The sequence below is a fragment of the Bordetella muralis genome (assembly GCF_054781015.1).
Genome location: NZ_BAAGVF010000003.1, coordinates 1 through 14,032, shown reverse-complemented (window position 1 = coordinate 14,032; position 14,032 = coordinate 1). Strand labels below are relative to the sequence as shown.

At 60.3% G+C, this 14,032-nt stretch carries 14 protein-coding genes and 2 pseudogenes; 8 read left to right on the top strand and 8 right to left on the bottom strand.

Annotation, left to right across the window (positions count from 1 at the left end; genetic code table 11):
• Positions 1-33: 33 nt before the first annotated feature.
• Positions 34-1,017, bottom strand: coding sequence for a phosphonate ABC transporter substrate-binding protein (gene phnD / locus ACYVIT_RS05230; RefSeq protein WP_415808518.1), 984 nt, complete (start codon positions 1,015-1,017; stop codon positions 34-36).
• A 33-nt stretch (positions 1,018-1,050) separates the two neighbouring features.
• Positions 1,051-1,893, bottom strand: coding sequence for a phosphonate ABC transporter ATP-binding protein (gene phnC / locus ACYVIT_RS05225; protein WP_415808517.1), 843 nt, complete (start codon positions 1,891-1,893; stop codon positions 1,051-1,053).
• A gap of 204 nt (positions 1,894-2,097) precedes the next feature.
• Here phnC and ACYVIT_RS05220 point away from each other — a divergent pair, with 204 nt between their 5' ends.
• Both ACYVIT_RS05220 and infA read left to right on the top strand, forming a co-directional pair.
• Positions 2,098-2,499, top strand: a complete 402-nt coding sequence (locus ACYVIT_RS05220) for a GFA family protein (RefSeq protein ID WP_415808516.1) — start codon at positions 2,098-2,100, stop codon at positions 2,497-2,499.
• Positions 2,500-2,885: 386 nt separating this feature from the next.
• Entirely contained in the window at positions 2,886-3,155 is a 270-nt protein-coding gene (gene infA / locus ACYVIT_RS05215; RefSeq protein WP_415808515.1) for a translation initiation factor IF-1, read from the top strand.
• A gap of 166 nt (positions 3,156-3,321) precedes the next feature.
• On the opposite strand, the pseudogene ACYVIT_RS05210 reads toward infA, so the two are convergent.
• From ACYVIT_RS05210 to mog, 4 genes and pseudogenes are all read right to left on the bottom strand, one after another.
• Positions 3,322-3,480 (bottom strand): annotated as a pseudogene (locus ACYVIT_RS05210) (PIG-L domain-containing protein); the annotation flags it as partial.
• Positions 3,479-4,438, bottom strand: coding sequence for a peptidoglycan DD-metalloendopeptidase family protein (locus ACYVIT_RS05205; protein WP_460478163.1), 960 nt, complete (start codon positions 4,436-4,438; stop codon positions 3,479-3,481). The pseudogene ACYVIT_RS05210 and the gene ACYVIT_RS05205, both read right to left, overlap by 2 nt.
• Before the next feature lie 2 nt (positions 4,439-4,440).
• Positions 4,441-4,779, bottom strand: coding sequence for a hypothetical protein (locus tag ACYVIT_RS05200; RefSeq protein ID WP_415808513.1), 339 nt, complete (start codon positions 4,777-4,779; stop codon positions 4,441-4,443).
• Positions 4,780-4,989: 210 nt separating this feature from the next.
• Entirely contained in the window at positions 4,990-5,625 is a 636-nt protein-coding gene (mog, locus tag ACYVIT_RS05195; RefSeq protein WP_415808512.1) for a molybdopterin adenylyltransferase, read from the bottom strand.
• Between the two features lie 170 nt (positions 5,626-5,795).
• On the opposite strand from mog, the gene ACYVIT_RS05190 reads away from it, so the two are divergent.
• Complete coding sequence (locus tag ACYVIT_RS05190; protein WP_415808511.1) at positions 5,796-7,274, top strand: inorganic phosphate transporter; 1,479 nt, start codon at positions 5,796-5,798, stop codon at positions 7,272-7,274.
• A 342-nt stretch (positions 7,275-7,616) separates the two neighbouring features.
• Here the strand turns inward: ACYVIT_RS05190 and ACYVIT_RS05185 are convergent, their stop codons facing one another.
• Both ACYVIT_RS05185 and ACYVIT_RS05180 read right to left on the bottom strand, forming a co-directional pair.
• The gene (locus tag ACYVIT_RS05185; protein ID WP_460478180.1) at positions 7,617-7,961 is read right to left on the bottom strand and encodes an AzlD domain-containing protein; all 345 of its coding nucleotides are present in this window, start codon (positions 7,959-7,961) and stop codon (positions 7,617-7,619) included.
• Entirely contained in the window at positions 7,961-8,677 is a 717-nt protein-coding gene (locus tag ACYVIT_RS05180; RefSeq protein ID WP_415809049.1) for an AzlC family ABC transporter permease, read from the bottom strand. Before ACYVIT_RS05180 ends, ACYVIT_RS05185 begins: the two co-directional genes overlap by 1 nt.
• 222 nt (positions 8,678-8,899) lie before the next feature.
• On the opposite strand from ACYVIT_RS05180, the gene ACYVIT_RS05175 reads away from it, so the two are divergent.
• The 5 genes and pseudogenes from ACYVIT_RS05175 to cynS all read left to right on the top strand — a co-directional run.
• On the top strand, positions 8,900-9,385 hold the full coding sequence (locus ACYVIT_RS05175; RefSeq protein ID WP_415809048.1) for a GNAT family N-acetyltransferase: 486 nt from the start codon (positions 8,900-8,902) through the stop codon (positions 9,383-9,385).
• A gap of 25 nt (positions 9,386-9,410) precedes the next feature.
• Positions 9,411-9,740, top strand: a complete 330-nt coding sequence (locus tag ACYVIT_RS05170) for a DHCW motif cupin fold protein (protein WP_415809047.1) — start codon at positions 9,411-9,413, stop codon at positions 9,738-9,740.
• Positions 9,741-9,908: 168 nt separating this feature from the next.
• Positions 9,909-10,559, top strand: a complete 651-nt coding sequence (yfcF, locus tag ACYVIT_RS05165) for a glutathione transferase (protein ID WP_415809046.1) — start codon at positions 9,909-9,911, stop codon at positions 10,557-10,559.
• A gap of 331 nt (positions 10,560-10,890) precedes the next feature.
• Positions 10,891-13,335: a DUF3141 domain-containing protein gene (locus ACYVIT_RS05160; protein ID WP_415809045.1), complete on the top strand. Its 2,445-nt coding sequence runs from the start codon at positions 10,891-10,893 to the stop codon at positions 13,333-13,335.
• Between the two features lie 137 nt (positions 13,336-13,472).
• Positions 13,473-13,913 (top strand): annotated as a pseudogene (gene cynS / locus ACYVIT_RS05155) (cyanase); the annotation flags it as partial.
• Between the last annotated feature and the right edge of the window lie 119 nt (positions 13,914-14,032).

The window sequence follows — 14,032 nt, the reverse complement described above, 5'->3', positions numbered from 1 at the left end:
CCTGCACGTGCAGGCCGGTGCACGTGATACCCATTACTGTTGTTTAGCAACCAGCTTGTCCAGTTCAGCCAATTGACGATCCAACTCGGCTACCTTGGCTTTCTTGTCGGCCTCGCTCAGCGTGGTGTCGCGCTCGATGCCGAGCTTGGTTTTAGCCAACTCCATCTGACGGATCGGCACCAGTTGCGCATTGCTGGATGAGCGGAAACCCTTGTAGGTCAGGTTGGCCAGAATCTTCTGCTGGCGCTCGGCGTCGGGGCCCGTGCCGTAGTTCACAAAGAACGCCTGAATCCGCTGTTTGATGTCCGCGGGGACGTCGCTGCGCACGACCATGGGATCGGCGGGAATCAACGGCGACTTCCACAGGATACGCACCGACTCGGTCGCGTCTTTGCCGGTATTGCGGCGATAACGCTCCAGCATCTCGGTGTTGTTGATGGCCACATCGACTTGCTTGTTGATCACAGACAGCAGGTTGGCTTCGTGGTTGGCAGCGCGCACCGATTTGAAGAACGTCTTGGGCTCGATGTGATTGGCGCCCCACAAGAAATAACCCGGCACCAGCGTACCCGAGGTCGAGTTGGGATCACCTGCGCCGTAGCTCAGCTGTTTGCCGTTTTTCAGCACGTCGTCCAGCGTCTGCAGGTTGCTGTCTTTGTTGACCAGCAGCAAAGACCAGTAACCCGGGTTGCCGTCTTTGTCGACGACGGAGGCGAATACCTCGCCCTGCGCGCGGTCTACCGCCTCCATGGCCGACTTGTTGCCGAACCAGCCCAGCTGCACTTTGTTAAAGCGCATGCCTTCGATGATGCCTGCGTAATCCGAAGCGAAAAACGGTTTGACGGGCACGCCGATCGCCTTGCTCAGATCATCGATCAACGGCTGCCAGGCGGCTTTCAGATTGGTGGACGATTCGGTGGAAATAAAACCGAAGTTCAGCGGCTTGACGTCTTGTGCCCACGCGCCGGACGACAATGCCGCCGTCGCGGCGAGAGCAAGAAAAGTTCTGCGTAGCATGAGTAAAAACTCCGTGAGGGAATAGGATGCAACTCAGGCCGCGGCCGCCAAGGGCCGTGGCGTAATCAAAGCGGGCTGCGCAACTGGACGCTCGTTTTCTTGGGGCAGCAATTCCGCAGCGTCGGCGCCATACAACTGATGCAACATGGTTTCCGTCAGTGCCGCAGCGGGGCCGTCGTACACAACGCGGCCGTGGCGCAGCGCCACCACCCGCGGGCAATAACGCAACGCCACATCGACCTGATGCAACGACACCACCACCGCCACTTTGCGGGTGCGATTGATATGCGCGAGCGTGTCCATCACACGGCGCGAAGACTCCGGATCGAGCGAAGCAATCGGCTCATCGGCCAGGATGATGCGGGCGTTTTGCACCAAAGTGCGGGCGATCGCGGCGCGCTGCTGCTGTCCGCCAGACAGGGTCGATGCACGCTGAAAGGCATAGTCGTCTATACCAACTTGGGCCAATGCATCGAGCCCGGCCTGCACTTCATCGCGGCGAAAATAACGCAACAGACTGCGCCACGTCGGCACGCGCGGCAACATACCGGTCAACACATTGGTAATCACCGGCAAGCGGCCCACCAGATTGAACTGCTGGAAAACAAACCCGATCCCAGCACGCACGCTGCGCACCCGCGTATTGATCCGGCCATCGCGCTGTACGGCCTGCCCATTGACGATGACATGGTTGTGGCCACGATCAGCCGCCACAAAACCCGCCATATGGCGCAGCAATGTCGATTTGCCCGAGCCGGAGGCCCCCAGTAATGCCACCATTTCGCCAGGCGCGACGGTCAGATTGACGTCGTCCAACGCCTTGACGCCCTCGCGGAAAGACTTGCTGAGGCCGCGCACCTCGATCGCATAGGTCATAGGAAATCCCCTTATCGAACCATTGGCGGCATTCTGTGCAGCGGCGGTGACAGGGTGATGACTGAAGAAAGACTGCCGACGCCCCGAAAACAGTGACGTAGAGGGCTTTTGCAACCAAACCGTCATGTAGCAATGACCGCGCCTCTGGCGTCCTGACCCAAGCCCAGGTATATATTAGGGTTCCTACTCATCCCGGAGCGTTCCATGTTGAAAGGTTCCTGCTTGTGCAGCCGTGTCGCCTACGAAATCACCGGCCCGCTGACTCAAGCCGTGAATTGCCACTGCGTCATGTGCCGCAAGGCTCATGGCTCGGCCTTTCGCACCCGCGCCACCGTGCAAGCCAAAGACTTTGCCTGGACGCGCGGGGAGAACCATGTCACCTGGTATAGCTCATCGCCCGGCAGCTATCGAGGATTTTGCAGCGCTTGCGGCACGCCGCTGCTGTCGCGCTTTGACCAGACTCCGGAAATCTATGGCTTGCCGCTGGGCGCGCTGGATGACGATCCCGGCATCAAGGCCACGAGCCATGTGTACGTCGCCAGCAAGGCGCCGTGGCACGACATCAAGGACGATTTGCCCCAATACCCGGAAGCCGGCCCTGCCTAGCCGGAAACGAAATACGGGAAAACCCTGGTCAAATAGCCAGGATTGGCGTATTATGTCTAGTTGTTCTGTGTATAAAGTCCCTGCCAAGGCATAATCCCCGACGAGGCATCGGTATTATCAAGCACAGCCCGCACTACCCCGCTTCTTCCGGTGACGCGCATGTTGCACGGCATCGCGACCAAGCCGCGCCTCGCGCGCATGTTGCCCCAGTGGCATGAGTACCCATCCCGGGTTCCGCCAGGAAATCCGGCCTGTACCCGAACCCGCCGGGACATGTTTATGTTCCATCGCGGCCCAAGCCTGCTTGGGCCCCCGCGTTTGCCGCCTGCGGGCGGCGCGTATGTCGTGACCCGACCTGCGTGCGCATCGACCTAGGAGAGTCATACATGGCAAAAGAAGAACTGATCGAACTAGACGGCATTGTTGACGAAGTGCTGCCTGACAGCCGCTATCGCGTCACCCTGGACAACGGCATCGAAGTCGGCGCTTACGCCTCCGGCCGTATTCGCAAACACCGTATCCGTATCCTGGCAGGCGACCGAGTCACCCTGGAAATGTCGCCCTACGACCTGACCAAGGGCCGCATCAATTTCCGTCATAAAGACGAGCGCGCGCCCAGCACGCCCCGTCCTCCGCAACGCAATTATCACCGTTAAGCATCACCGATCACCATTGCGTCCAGGTTGACGACTTGTTCGTTCCCTCGACGTGATCTTGATCGCTGGTGGACTCAGTGATGCTCGTCCCTAGCGCGCATCACACTTGCCATCACCCCTGTGATGGCGCCTCACTCATGCGGCGGCGCGTCCCTGTGCCCACCGCTCAGGCCAGTTCCCCAGTCACCTGAGGGAACACGCGCTGATAGGCCTCGGCATAGCGGATCTTCCGGTCCGAGTTCCGCGAGGCCTGCGCACCACGCTGCAATGCCACGCGCGTGTAGTATTCCCACAGGTGCTCCTGCGCCGCCATCAATTCAAAACTATCGGGCGGACGACGACGCGCCGATGAAGATTGCCGGATCTACCCGTGCATCGTTCAGACTGACGTTCCAGTGCAAATGGGGCCCTGTGGCGCGCCCCGTAGAGCCGACTTTACCAACCACGGCGCCGCGTGCGACCTCGTCGCCGACTTTGACGTCGATCGCCGACAAGTGGCAGAACATGCTGATAAAGCCCTGCCCGTGATCGACAAAAACCGTGTTGCCGTTAAAGAAAAAATTCCCGACCAGAACGACACGCCCGGCTGCCGGTGCTTTCACCGGCGTTCCGGTAGGCACGGCGAAATCCAGGCCGGAGTGGGGATTGCGCTCTTCGCCATTGAAAAACCGCCGCAATCCAAAGGGGCTGGACAAACGGCCCCCGGCCACCGGACGATCCAGAATCACATTGCTGGGCGTCACGCCATCGCGATAGATGCGATAGGCGGAAACTTGCTCCTCAAGCTCGCGTTCAATGCGTTTCAGATCATCGGGATTGGGAGATACCTGCCGTTTGTTTTTCAGCGTGATATGCTGCGCGGCGTATTCCTTGGTCCCGACATTGAACTGAGCCGCAGGGCGGCCCTGCACTTGCAACGTTTGTGTCCCGGTTTTGGTGCCCAGAGGAATCCCGACCACGGCGATCCATTGTTGATCGCTGTCGCGAATGACCATGACACGATGGCCATTGAAGCTGGCCTGAGGGGCTTGATCTGCAGTCCCCAAGGGCACCACAGCCACGCCGCCTGGCACAGGCACATTGAGCGTGCGGCTGATGTAGCCCTGCGCCTGAGCCACCGACGCGCTGCAAACCGCAGCCAACAACGCCACCTGGCTAGCCAGACGAGCAAACCGTTGCAGGATAGTGCGGCGGCCAGGCAACTGACGAGTCGCCCCTGCCTGCGTTGTGCGGCTCTTCCTATGCCGAACCACCCCTTGCATCATCGTGCGGTAATTCACCATGTTTACAGGCACAGGTTCGCAGCCTCGGCCAACGCGGTGCTCGCGCGTTGAATGCGCGTCGAGAGACTCGCGTCGGTCTTGCCTTTCCATGTCGTCGCCGTCAGCACAGCCTCAACGCCCATGGAGCCCTGCACGACCAGCTCGTAGCCATTACGCACCGGCTGCCGCTCGGCGTTCGTGCCCTGCCCCTTCCAGGCGGACTCCACGCATTGCACATACTCCTCTGCCGGACGCGCTGTCGATCCATAAAACACGGGGTCGCGTGCAGTGATGTCTTTGACCGAAGCACAACCCGCGAGGGCACCGACACAAGCCAGGAGCACAGGGACTTTCACATTCATGACACAGTATTCCAAGAAAAAACAGGACCCGGGCAACTATAGCGCAACACATGCCGCACGGTCTGCACGCAGTCGACACATGACGCGTCGGGTATGCCCGCAAGGTCATGGCGTATCGCACCGACCGGCAATCGTCGAGCCGCAAGGCAGGCGGCCCGGCCGGGGCTCACAGCGCCACCGATCGCGAACCGCCTCGCTTTGCGAGCGGACTCAGGCAACGGGCTTGCGCAATGCCGACTTGGGTCGAAAGACTTTCACCACGGATTCATGCGCTTCCGAATACGGCCCGCCAATCAGATCGATGCAATAGGGTACGGCGGCAAAAACGCCCTGCACCACCACGCCACCCGACGCATCGCGAAGGCCTTCGAGGGTTTCGCGAATGGCTTTGGGCTGGCCGGGCAGGTTGATGATGAGTGCGGCATGGTCCGCCGTTTCCCGGATCACAGCGACCTGCCGCGACAAAATCGCAGTGGGAACGAATTTCAGGCTGACCTGGCGCATTTGCTCACCAAAACCCGGCATTTCCTTGGTGGCCACCGCCAGCGTGGCCTCTGGCGTGACATCGCGGCGGGCCGGACCGGTGCCGCCCGTCGTCAAGACCAGATCGCAGCCCACCACATCCACCAACTCAATCAACGCGGCGGAAATGGCTGCGGCATCGTCAGGAACCAGGCGTTCGGACGCCTGCCAGGACGAAGACAGCGCCGTCCCGAGCCAATCCCGCAAGGCAGGCAGGCCCTCGTCCTGATAAACACCGGACGAGGCGCGATCGGAAATCGAGACCAAGCCCACCAGGAGGTCGTCGGAATGGCGGCGGGCGAGAGGCTGGGCAGAGGTGGACATGGCAGCAGGCAGGGAAAAAAGGAAGAAAGAGCGATGCTATCGCATTATGGAGACCGCCCCCCTGTTACAACAAATCTGGTCCCCTTCGCCCATTCAGAGGTGCAGTCAGTTGCTGGTCACAAATCTGCAATAATTGCGCCTACGCTCACCGCCCCAACTACCCCCCTCCCATGTTTCATCTCTTCTCTGGTCTGGATTTCTGGATTGGCGTCAGCCTGGTGCTGGCCCTGACGTTCGTACTGGCCTTCGAATTCATCAATGGCTTTCACGACACCGCCAATGCCGTCGCCACCGTCATCTACACCAAGGCCATGCCGCCGCATCTGGCTGTGATGCTGTCGGGGATTTTCAATTTTCTAGGCGTATTACTGGGTGGCGTCGGCGTTGCCTATGCCATCGTCCACTTGCTGCCGGTCGAACTGCTGATCAATGTCGACACCGGCCGCGGGCTCGCCATGGTGTTTGCCATGCTGGCAGCTGCCATCGCCTGGAATCTGGGCACGTGGTATTTCGGCATCCCGGCGTCCAGCTCGCATACCTTGATCGGCTCGATCCTGGGGGTAGGCCTGGCCAATGCCCTGATGACCGATCTGCCGATCGCCGCAGGCGTCAATTGGGGCAAGGCCATCGACATCGGCCTGTCGCTCGTCGCCTCGCCCATCGCGGGTTTTCTGGTCGCGGGTTGCCTGCTGCTGCTATTCAAGCGCTGGTGGCCTGCCTCCAAAATGCACAAAACGCCGGAGCAGCGCCGCGAACTCGACTCAAAAAAGCACCCTCCCTTCTGGAATCGTCTGATTTTGGTGCTGTCGGCCATGGGGGTGAGTTTTGTCCACGGATCGAATGACGGCCAAAAAGGGATAGGCCTGATCATGCTGGTGCTGATCGGCATCGTGCCCGCGCAGTTTGTGCTGAACGAAAACAGCACGTCCTATCAGATCGACCGTACGCGCGATGCCGCAACCCACCTCAGCGCGTTTTATCTACGGCATCAACCCACCCTGGATGACTTCCTGGCCATCTCCAAGAACAAGAACGAAAGCACGGATCTGCCCGAACAGTTTCACTGCCATCCGCAGTTGACGCTGGCCACGATTGACGCTTTGCAAAACGATCTGCAGGGTGTCACACACTACGACGAACTCTCACCCGAAAAACGCATCACGGTGCGCCGCTATCTGCTGTGCCTGGACGACACGGCCAAGAAAGTCGCGGCCCTCGATGGTCTGGAAAGCCGCGATCGCGCAGACCTGCATCGACTGCGCGCGGACCTCACGGCCACTACGGAATACGCACCGCTCTGGGTCATCGTGGCAGTCGCCCTGGCCCTGGGGATCGGCACAATGGTGGGCTGGCGTCGCGTCGTGCTGACCGTCGGCGAAAAGATCGGCAAACAAGGCATGACCTACGCACAAGGCATGTCGGCACAGCTCACGGCCGTGGCGGCCATCGGTATGGCTAACGTATTCAGTTTGCCCGTTTCCACAACACATGTGCTGTCGTCCGGGGTAGCGGGGACGATGATTGCCAACAGAAGCGGCCTGCAGGGCAGTACCGTGCGCAATATCCTGCTGGCCTGGGTGCTGACCTTGCCGGCTTCGATGCTGTTGGCGGCGGCGTTATTCTGGATCGGCGTGCAGATTTCGGGGTAACCGAGAAACACGCAGGATAAATTATTCAGGGTTTCGTTCACGACTCACAGTAGCAGGAGCGCCTATCCTTGGATGCTGCTGTCTTGAGCGTGGAACATTACGCGAGCCGGGCATCGCTGGACAAAGGCCATGCCGGCCCGTAGAGCCCGCCGAACCTGCCTTGTCAGGCGGGGGGCAGTCGGCTGGGCATGTTTGAGCGAAGCGAGTTTGCCCAGCCGCCCCGCCTGGCGAGGCAGGTGAAGGGAAGTCTGGCCTCCGGCCAGACCGGGCGATAGGGCCGGCATGGCCTTTGTCCAGCGATGCCCGGCGCCTTAAGAACCCCGCCCTCTCAACCATCAACGCCTACCGCCCCACCACCACCAGCAGCCCCCCATACACCCCCACCCCCACAATCACCGCCACCCCAGCATTCCCCAACCGACGGGCAGACAGGGCCGTCGCCAGTAATCCTCCCGCGTATGGCAGGATCTGGGACACCCCCGACAACGCCATCACATCCGGCACGATGACAGCAGTAGCGATTCCTGCCAGCAAAGCAGGACCTAAAGCGGCCAGAGACGACCCTTCTGTCAGCCGCCGCAGCCACCGGCTACGGCTCGATAGTAAAAAGGGCAACGCGCGCGTCAGGTAGGTAATGACAGCCATCGCAATAACGGCCGCCCAGAAGTCAAGTTGGCTACCTATCATCATGCGCTCTGCAACCGGTGGGTCACACATCCCACCACAGCGGCGGCCAGGATGGCGAGAGTCGTATGGCCCAGGGCGGAACATGCAACACCGACGATCAGCGCAGCAATGATGGCACCTCTCAAAGGACGCGTAACGCTTTGACAGACCAGGGCCAGGAACAGCGCGGGCAAGGCAAAATGCATGACCTGGGACAGCATGGGAAAGTGATGCTCCAGACCATCACCGGCATAGACACCAACGGCAGTGCCTGCAATCCAGGTCAACCAGGCTCCCAGCCCGAGTAAGGTCATCCAACGGTTTCGCTGTTCTGGGGAGACCGGTTCAATCCGGTTCAGCGCCGTGGCAAATACTTCGTCAGTCAGCAAAAACGCGAGCTTCAAGCGCATCCCGAGCCGCTCTGGCAGAAAGCGCGAGAGCAATGGACCATACAGCAGATGACGCGCATTCAGCAGCGAGCAAAGGGCGACGACCCATAGCCACGGGGTACCGGCCTTGATCGAGGCCAGCAGCAGAAACTGGCTGGCCCCGGCATAGACCAAGACCGAAATCAACACGACTTGTACAGGCGACAGGCCGGTAGACAATCCCGCAACACCGAATGTCACGGCCACAGGAAAATAACCGATCATGATGGGCAGACAGGCCTTTAAACCCGCCCAGCCATTACCCCCCGGCAAAGCCAGATGAGGCTCTGGGACGGATGAGTGGGACATGGGAATAACTCCAGTGGCAGAGAATCGACGTATGCAGCAGTTTACCTACTCAACGCTCAGGCACGATGTCCGCATCCGGCTCGCCCCCCTCGCGAGGCGAGGGACAGCCTTGTCCAACATTTTCAGACAAAAAGACCCACACGGCAGCACACGGCATAATGTGCTTCTGTACCTGTTTTGAGCTGCGTCATTCATCCGCAGCCACCGATATTGGACGTCATCGTGCTGACCATCATTAATGCTGATTTCAACAACCCTGCTCATGGCGACATGGTCGTCTCGCTGCTGAACGAATACGCCCAGGGCCCCATGGGGGGCAATGAGCCACTATCCGACTACACGCGCGCCAACCTGATTTCCGAATTGGCAAAACGTCCCACGGCAGGCGCGTTAATTGCTCTGCAGGATGGCCAGCCCGCGGGCTTGGCCATCTACCTGGAAGGTTTTTCCACCTTTGCGTGTAAACCGTTATTGAACCTGCATGATTTCATGGTGTCCGAGCGATTTCGCGGACAGGGAATTGCGCAACAGCTGTTGGCGGCCCTGGATCAGACTGCGCTTGCGCGCGGCTGCTGCAAGATCACACTTGAGGTATTGCAAGGCAATGAGGCTGCCAAAGCGCTTTATCGCAAAACCGGTTATCAAGGTTACGAATTGGCCAGCGACACCGGCCAAGCCATGTTCTGGCAAAAGAAAATAGCGGCATAGCAAGGATAACGAGAGCGATTGCACCATGAAAATGCACGATATCCCCTTCGGCACCACCGATTGGCAAACGATCGAACCTACCGAACATCCCGGCGATACTGGCATGGCTTATTGGCGCACTCGCCAATTTGGCGATATCCGAGTGCGCATGGTCGACTATTCGGCGGGTTATCTGGCCGACCATTGGTGTAGCAAGGGGCATATCCTGCTCTGCCTGGAGGGCGAGCTGCACACGGAGCTGGAAGACGGACGGCGCTTTGTCCTGACCCCGGGCATGAGCTATCAGGTCGCCGATCAGGCCGAGGCACATCGCTCGTCCACACCCGTCGGGGCCCGGCTGTTTATCGTCGATTGACGAGCGCCAGCCGCACGGCGTGGGCGGAACACAACGTTCGCCTCGCCCTCAGCGGCGCCCGGATGCCGTAACGGCGTGATTGCGTTACGCTGTGAGCTGTGCTCGATAGTGGAAGCGGCCCGCTACAGCACTGCAGGTTGACTGGTTTGCCGCCACGGAAACTTTATCTTGTCGGATACGCTTGCCTCTCCCTTGACCCTCTACGTCGACGCCCAGTTCCTGAGCCCCTATGCCATGTCCGCCTATGTGGCGCTGACGGAAAAAGGCCTGCCTGTCGAACTGCGGTTGGTGGACCTGCAGGCGGGCGAACAGCGCATGGCGCCTTATACGAGTCGAGCTCCTACCTGTCGCGTCCCCGCGCTGACACATGACGGGTTTCACTTGACCGAATCCAGCGCGATCATCGAATACCTGGAAGACGTTTTTCCCGCCCCCGACTATCCTGCGCTCTATCCCGGCACGCCCCAAGAGCGGGCGCGCGCGCGGCAGATTCAGGCCTGGTTGCGCAGCGACCTGGCGGCCCTGCGTGAGGAACGGCCGACGGATGTCGTGTTCCATGGCGCCCCCCCTGCCCCTCTCGGCGATGCCGGCCAGGCGGCAGCTGCAAAGCTGCTGCGTGTCGCACAGACCTTGTTGCCAGAAGGCCAGGCACAGCTCTTTGGCTCGTGGACCATAGCCGACACCGAACTCGCGCTGATGCTGCGCCGGCTGGCAGGCACCGATGAGCTGCCCACCGCTTTGCAAGCCTATGCGGACGCACAATGGCAACGACCGGCGGTCCAGACTTGGCTGCAATTCAATCGAGACGCGCGGGATTAAATGACGCCTTGAATCTCGGGGGGATGTTGCGGGTCGCCGATACGCCTTCCTCGCGGTCCCTGCAAAACGGCGGCTGAAGCACACCCGTTGATAAGAGGCGATAGCGTACGCTCGGCGGCTGGCCCCATAGACGAGGGAATTTCACGATATGGGGACCCATAGGCCTGTCCCTATTAACGTGAAACCGTTCACCGCTCCGCCCGTGCCCTAGCTGCAAACGAATGCAAACCGATGTTGCGTTGCAACATTTAATGCGCTGTAATTGGGATCATCGACAAACCAATCCCGTCAGCGCAGCCGTATCCGGCTGGCTGCCCAACCGGAGATCGCTTTGGCCAAACCTGCCTACGATCGCAACGCCCCCGCCTCTGTGCCAGCCACCCCTTGGACGGCTGCCTACGACTACGCCATCGATACCCTGCAACGCAGCGTGCTGTACGCCGACGTCATGCGTCAGCGGGGCAACCAGTATCACCGCCACATGGCCAAGCGCCATCCGAACGTGCTCAGCATGAAGTCCGAGCTGGTACTGGATGGCCGCGAGCTCGACCGGCCGGTCAACTACGGGTTGCTGCGCATTCTGCCCCCCGCAGATGTGCCGATGGACCCGCAAAAGCGGCCCTTTTTAGTCGTGGATCCGCGTGCAGGCCATGGGCCCGGCATCGGGGGGTTCAAACCGGAAAGCGAGATCGGCGTAGCCTTGCGCGCTGGCCACCCCTGCTACTTTGCCTCGTTTCTGCCGCAGCCCACCAACACGCAAACCGTCGAAGACGTCATGCGTGCCGAGGCTCGGTTTCTAGAGGAAATCATCGCGCGCCATCCCGAGTCCGAAGGCAAACCAGTGGTGATCGGCAATTGCCAGGCCGGGTGGCAAATCATGATGACGGCCGCCATGCGGCCCGAACTGTTCGGCCCCATCATCGTCGCCGGTGCTCCATTATCGTACTGGGCGGGCTGGCGCGGCATGAATCCCATGCGCTACAGCGGCGGACTGCTGGGTGGCAGTTGGCTGACGGAGATGGCCAGCGACCTGGGTCACGGACGTTTTGACGGCGCCTGGCTGGTGCAGAATTTCGAAAACCTCAATCCTGCCAATACGCTGTGGAGCAAGCAGTACAACCTGTATGCCAAAGTCGATACCGAGGCCGACCGCTATCTGGATTTTGAACGCTGGTGGGGCGGTCACGTTTTTTTGAACGGACCGGAAATCCAATACATCGTCGATAACCTGTTCATCGGCAATCGCCTGGCGACGGCAGGGCTGGTGACCTCGGATGGCATCCGCATCGACCTGCGCAATATTCGCTCGCCCATCATCGTGTTCTGCTCCAAGGGCGACAACATCACGCCTCCGCCGCAGGCGCTGGGCTGGATTCCCGACTTGTACCAGGATGACGCCGAAGTGCTGGCGCATGGCCAAACCATTGTGTACGCCGTGCACGAAAGCATCGGGCACTTGGGCATTTTTGTGTCGGGCGCCGTCGCCCGCAAAGAACACCAAGAGTTCACCGCCAACATCGACCTGATCGATGTCCTGCCGGCCGGCATTTATCAAGCCGAAATCGCGGACAAGACGCCTGAGACCCTCAATGCGGATCTCGCCGAGGGCGATTATGTCGTGTCGTTCGCACGCCGCAAGCTCGATGACGTGCGCGCCATCGTACAGCGCAACGAAGAAGACGACCGCCGCTTTGCGGCCGTAGCGCGGATTTCGGACATCAATCTGGGCCTGTACCGCAGCTTTGTCCAACCCTGGATCCGGGCCGCCGTGACGCCGCAGTCCGCCGAATGGATGCAACGCATGCATCCGCTGCGCCTGCCCTATGAGCTGATTTCCGACACCAATCCCTGGGTCGCCCCAGTGGCGCAGGTGGCGGAGCACGCACGCGAACATCGCCGCCCTGCCGATGCAATGAATCCATTTATCATGATGGAACGCATGGTGTCCAAGAATATCGTGGCCGGGCTGAATATGTGGCAAGAGCTGCGCGACGCTGCGGGGGAACAGCTGTTCATGAACATCTATGGGTCGCCTGTCGTACAGGATTGGGCGGGTCTGGGTGCCAAAAAAGGCGTCGCCCCTCGCAACCACCCGGGCGTCTCTCCCGAACACCGGGCGTTCATGGAACAACGGGCAAATGAATTGCGCGGCCAGTTGGACCAGGGCGGCGTATCAGAGGCCGCCATCCGCATGATGCTGTACGTCTCCAGCGCCGAAGGCAGCATCGACGAGCGCAGTTTTGCCATGCTGCGCAAGCTGCGTGCAGACACCGATTCCGATCTGGCGTTGCAGGAATTCAAAGATCTCGCTCGGGATCAAGCGTTGATGATGCGGCTGGACCGCCAAGGCGCCCTGCAGGCCATGCCGAAGCTGCTGGAAGGCGCGTCCGCCGACGAAATCCGCAATGCGTTTGGCACCATGCGCAACGTGCTGGAGGCCACGGGCCCGTTGAACGAGCGTGCCCGCGCCTGCCTGGAGGAAGTCGAAGCCATTTTCCGCGAAGCCGCACAGCGGGCGTTGGCGCAGGAGGAAAAGGCAGTCGAGGAAAAACCGGCCCGTAAGACTGTCACCAAGCGAGCGGCAAAAACCGCGGCTAAATCGGTCACGACGCCACCCACGAAAAGGACCGCGAAATCCGTTGAGGCTGCGGCGCCTCAGGCCGCCACCGAAAGCGGTGACACTGCACCGGCCGGCGCCTCCACAACCAAACGCGCATCCACGCGCGCTGCGACACCACGGCGTCGCTCCGCAGCGAGTAAACGCAGCAGCAAATAAGAAATCATCGAGGCCCCGAGACACTGTGTGTCGAGGGGCCTCGGCATTTACTGCTTGGCTTTTTCAATGCAGTCAGCTTGTCCTTTGTTTTTTGCGTTGCCCCCAAACCGCATATTCTCAGGAGAACCACGACCATGATGACCCGTGCCGAAGTCACCGAACTTGTCGTTACCCAAAAGCTGAAGAAAGGCCTGAAATGGCCAGCCATCGCCGAAGTCATCGGCCAGAGCAAGGAGTGGACCGCCGCCGCGCTCCTGGGACAAATGACCATGACCGCCGAGCAGGCCCAAGCCGCGGGCAAACTGCTCGACTTGCCCGAAGACGCCATCCTGCAATTGCAAGTCACGCCCTACAAGGGATCGCTGCCGACGGCCATACCGACGGATCCGTTGATCTACCGGTTCTACGAATTGGTGAACGTCTACGGCACCACGTTTAAATCGCTGATTCACGAAGAGTTCGGCGACGGCATCATGAGCGCTATCGATTTCAAGATGGATCTGGCGCGGGAAAATGATCCGGCTGGGGATCGTGTGCGGATAGTGATGAGTGGGAAATTTTTGCCGTATAAGCAGTATTGGGGGGGAGGAGGCTGCGGGGGGGATAGGGGTGGTGGGATTGTGAGGGGGGGTTTAGTGCTATTGGACGTCGATGCGGGGCAGTGGCTGCGTGGGGGCTTCACGTGGCCGGTCCGGCG

Excerpts from the sequence above, each read along its gene's own strand:
- ACYVIT_RS05220 (WP_415808516.1), top strand. The coding sequence starts at position 2,098 with ATGTTGAAAGGTTCCTGCTTGTGCAGCCGTGTCGCCTACGAAATCACC.
- phnC (WP_415808517.1), bottom strand. The coding sequence starts at position 1,893 with ATGACCTATGCGATCGAGGTGCGCGGCCTCAGCAAGTCTTTCCGCGAG.
- mog (WP_415808512.1), bottom strand. The coding sequence starts at position 5,625 with ATGTCCACCTCTGCCCAGCCTCTCGCCCGCCGCCATTCCGACGACCTC.
- ACYVIT_RS05190 (WP_415808511.1), top strand. The coding sequence starts at position 5,796 with ATGTTTCATCTCTTCTCTGGTCTGGATTTCTGGATTGGCGTCAGCCTG.
- ACYVIT_RS05185 (WP_460478180.1), bottom strand. The coding sequence starts at position 7,961 with ATGATAGGTAGCCAACTTGACTTCTGGGCGGCCGTTATTGCGATGGCT.
- ACYVIT_RS05200 (WP_415808513.1), bottom strand. The coding sequence starts at position 4,779 with ATGAATGTGAAAGTCCCTGTGCTCCTGGCTTGTGTCGGTGCCCTCGCG.
- phnD (WP_415808518.1), bottom strand. The coding sequence starts at position 1,017 with ATGCTACGCAGAACTTTTCTTGCTCTCGCCGCGACGGCGGCATTGTCG.
- ACYVIT_RS05205 (WP_460478163.1), bottom strand. The coding sequence starts at position 4,438 with ATGGTGAATTACCGCACGATGATGCAAGGGGTGGTTCGGCATAGGAAG.
- ACYVIT_RS05170 (WP_415809047.1), top strand. The coding sequence starts at position 9,411 with ATGAAAATGCACGATATCCCCTTCGGCACCACCGATTGGCAAACGATC.
- infA (WP_415808515.1), top strand. The coding sequence starts at position 2,886 with ATGGCAAAAGAAGAACTGATCGAACTAGACGGCATTGTTGACGAAGTG.
- ACYVIT_RS05180 (WP_415809049.1), bottom strand. The coding sequence starts at position 8,677 with ATGTCCCACTCATCCGTCCCAGAGCCTCATCTGGCTTTGCCGGGGGGT.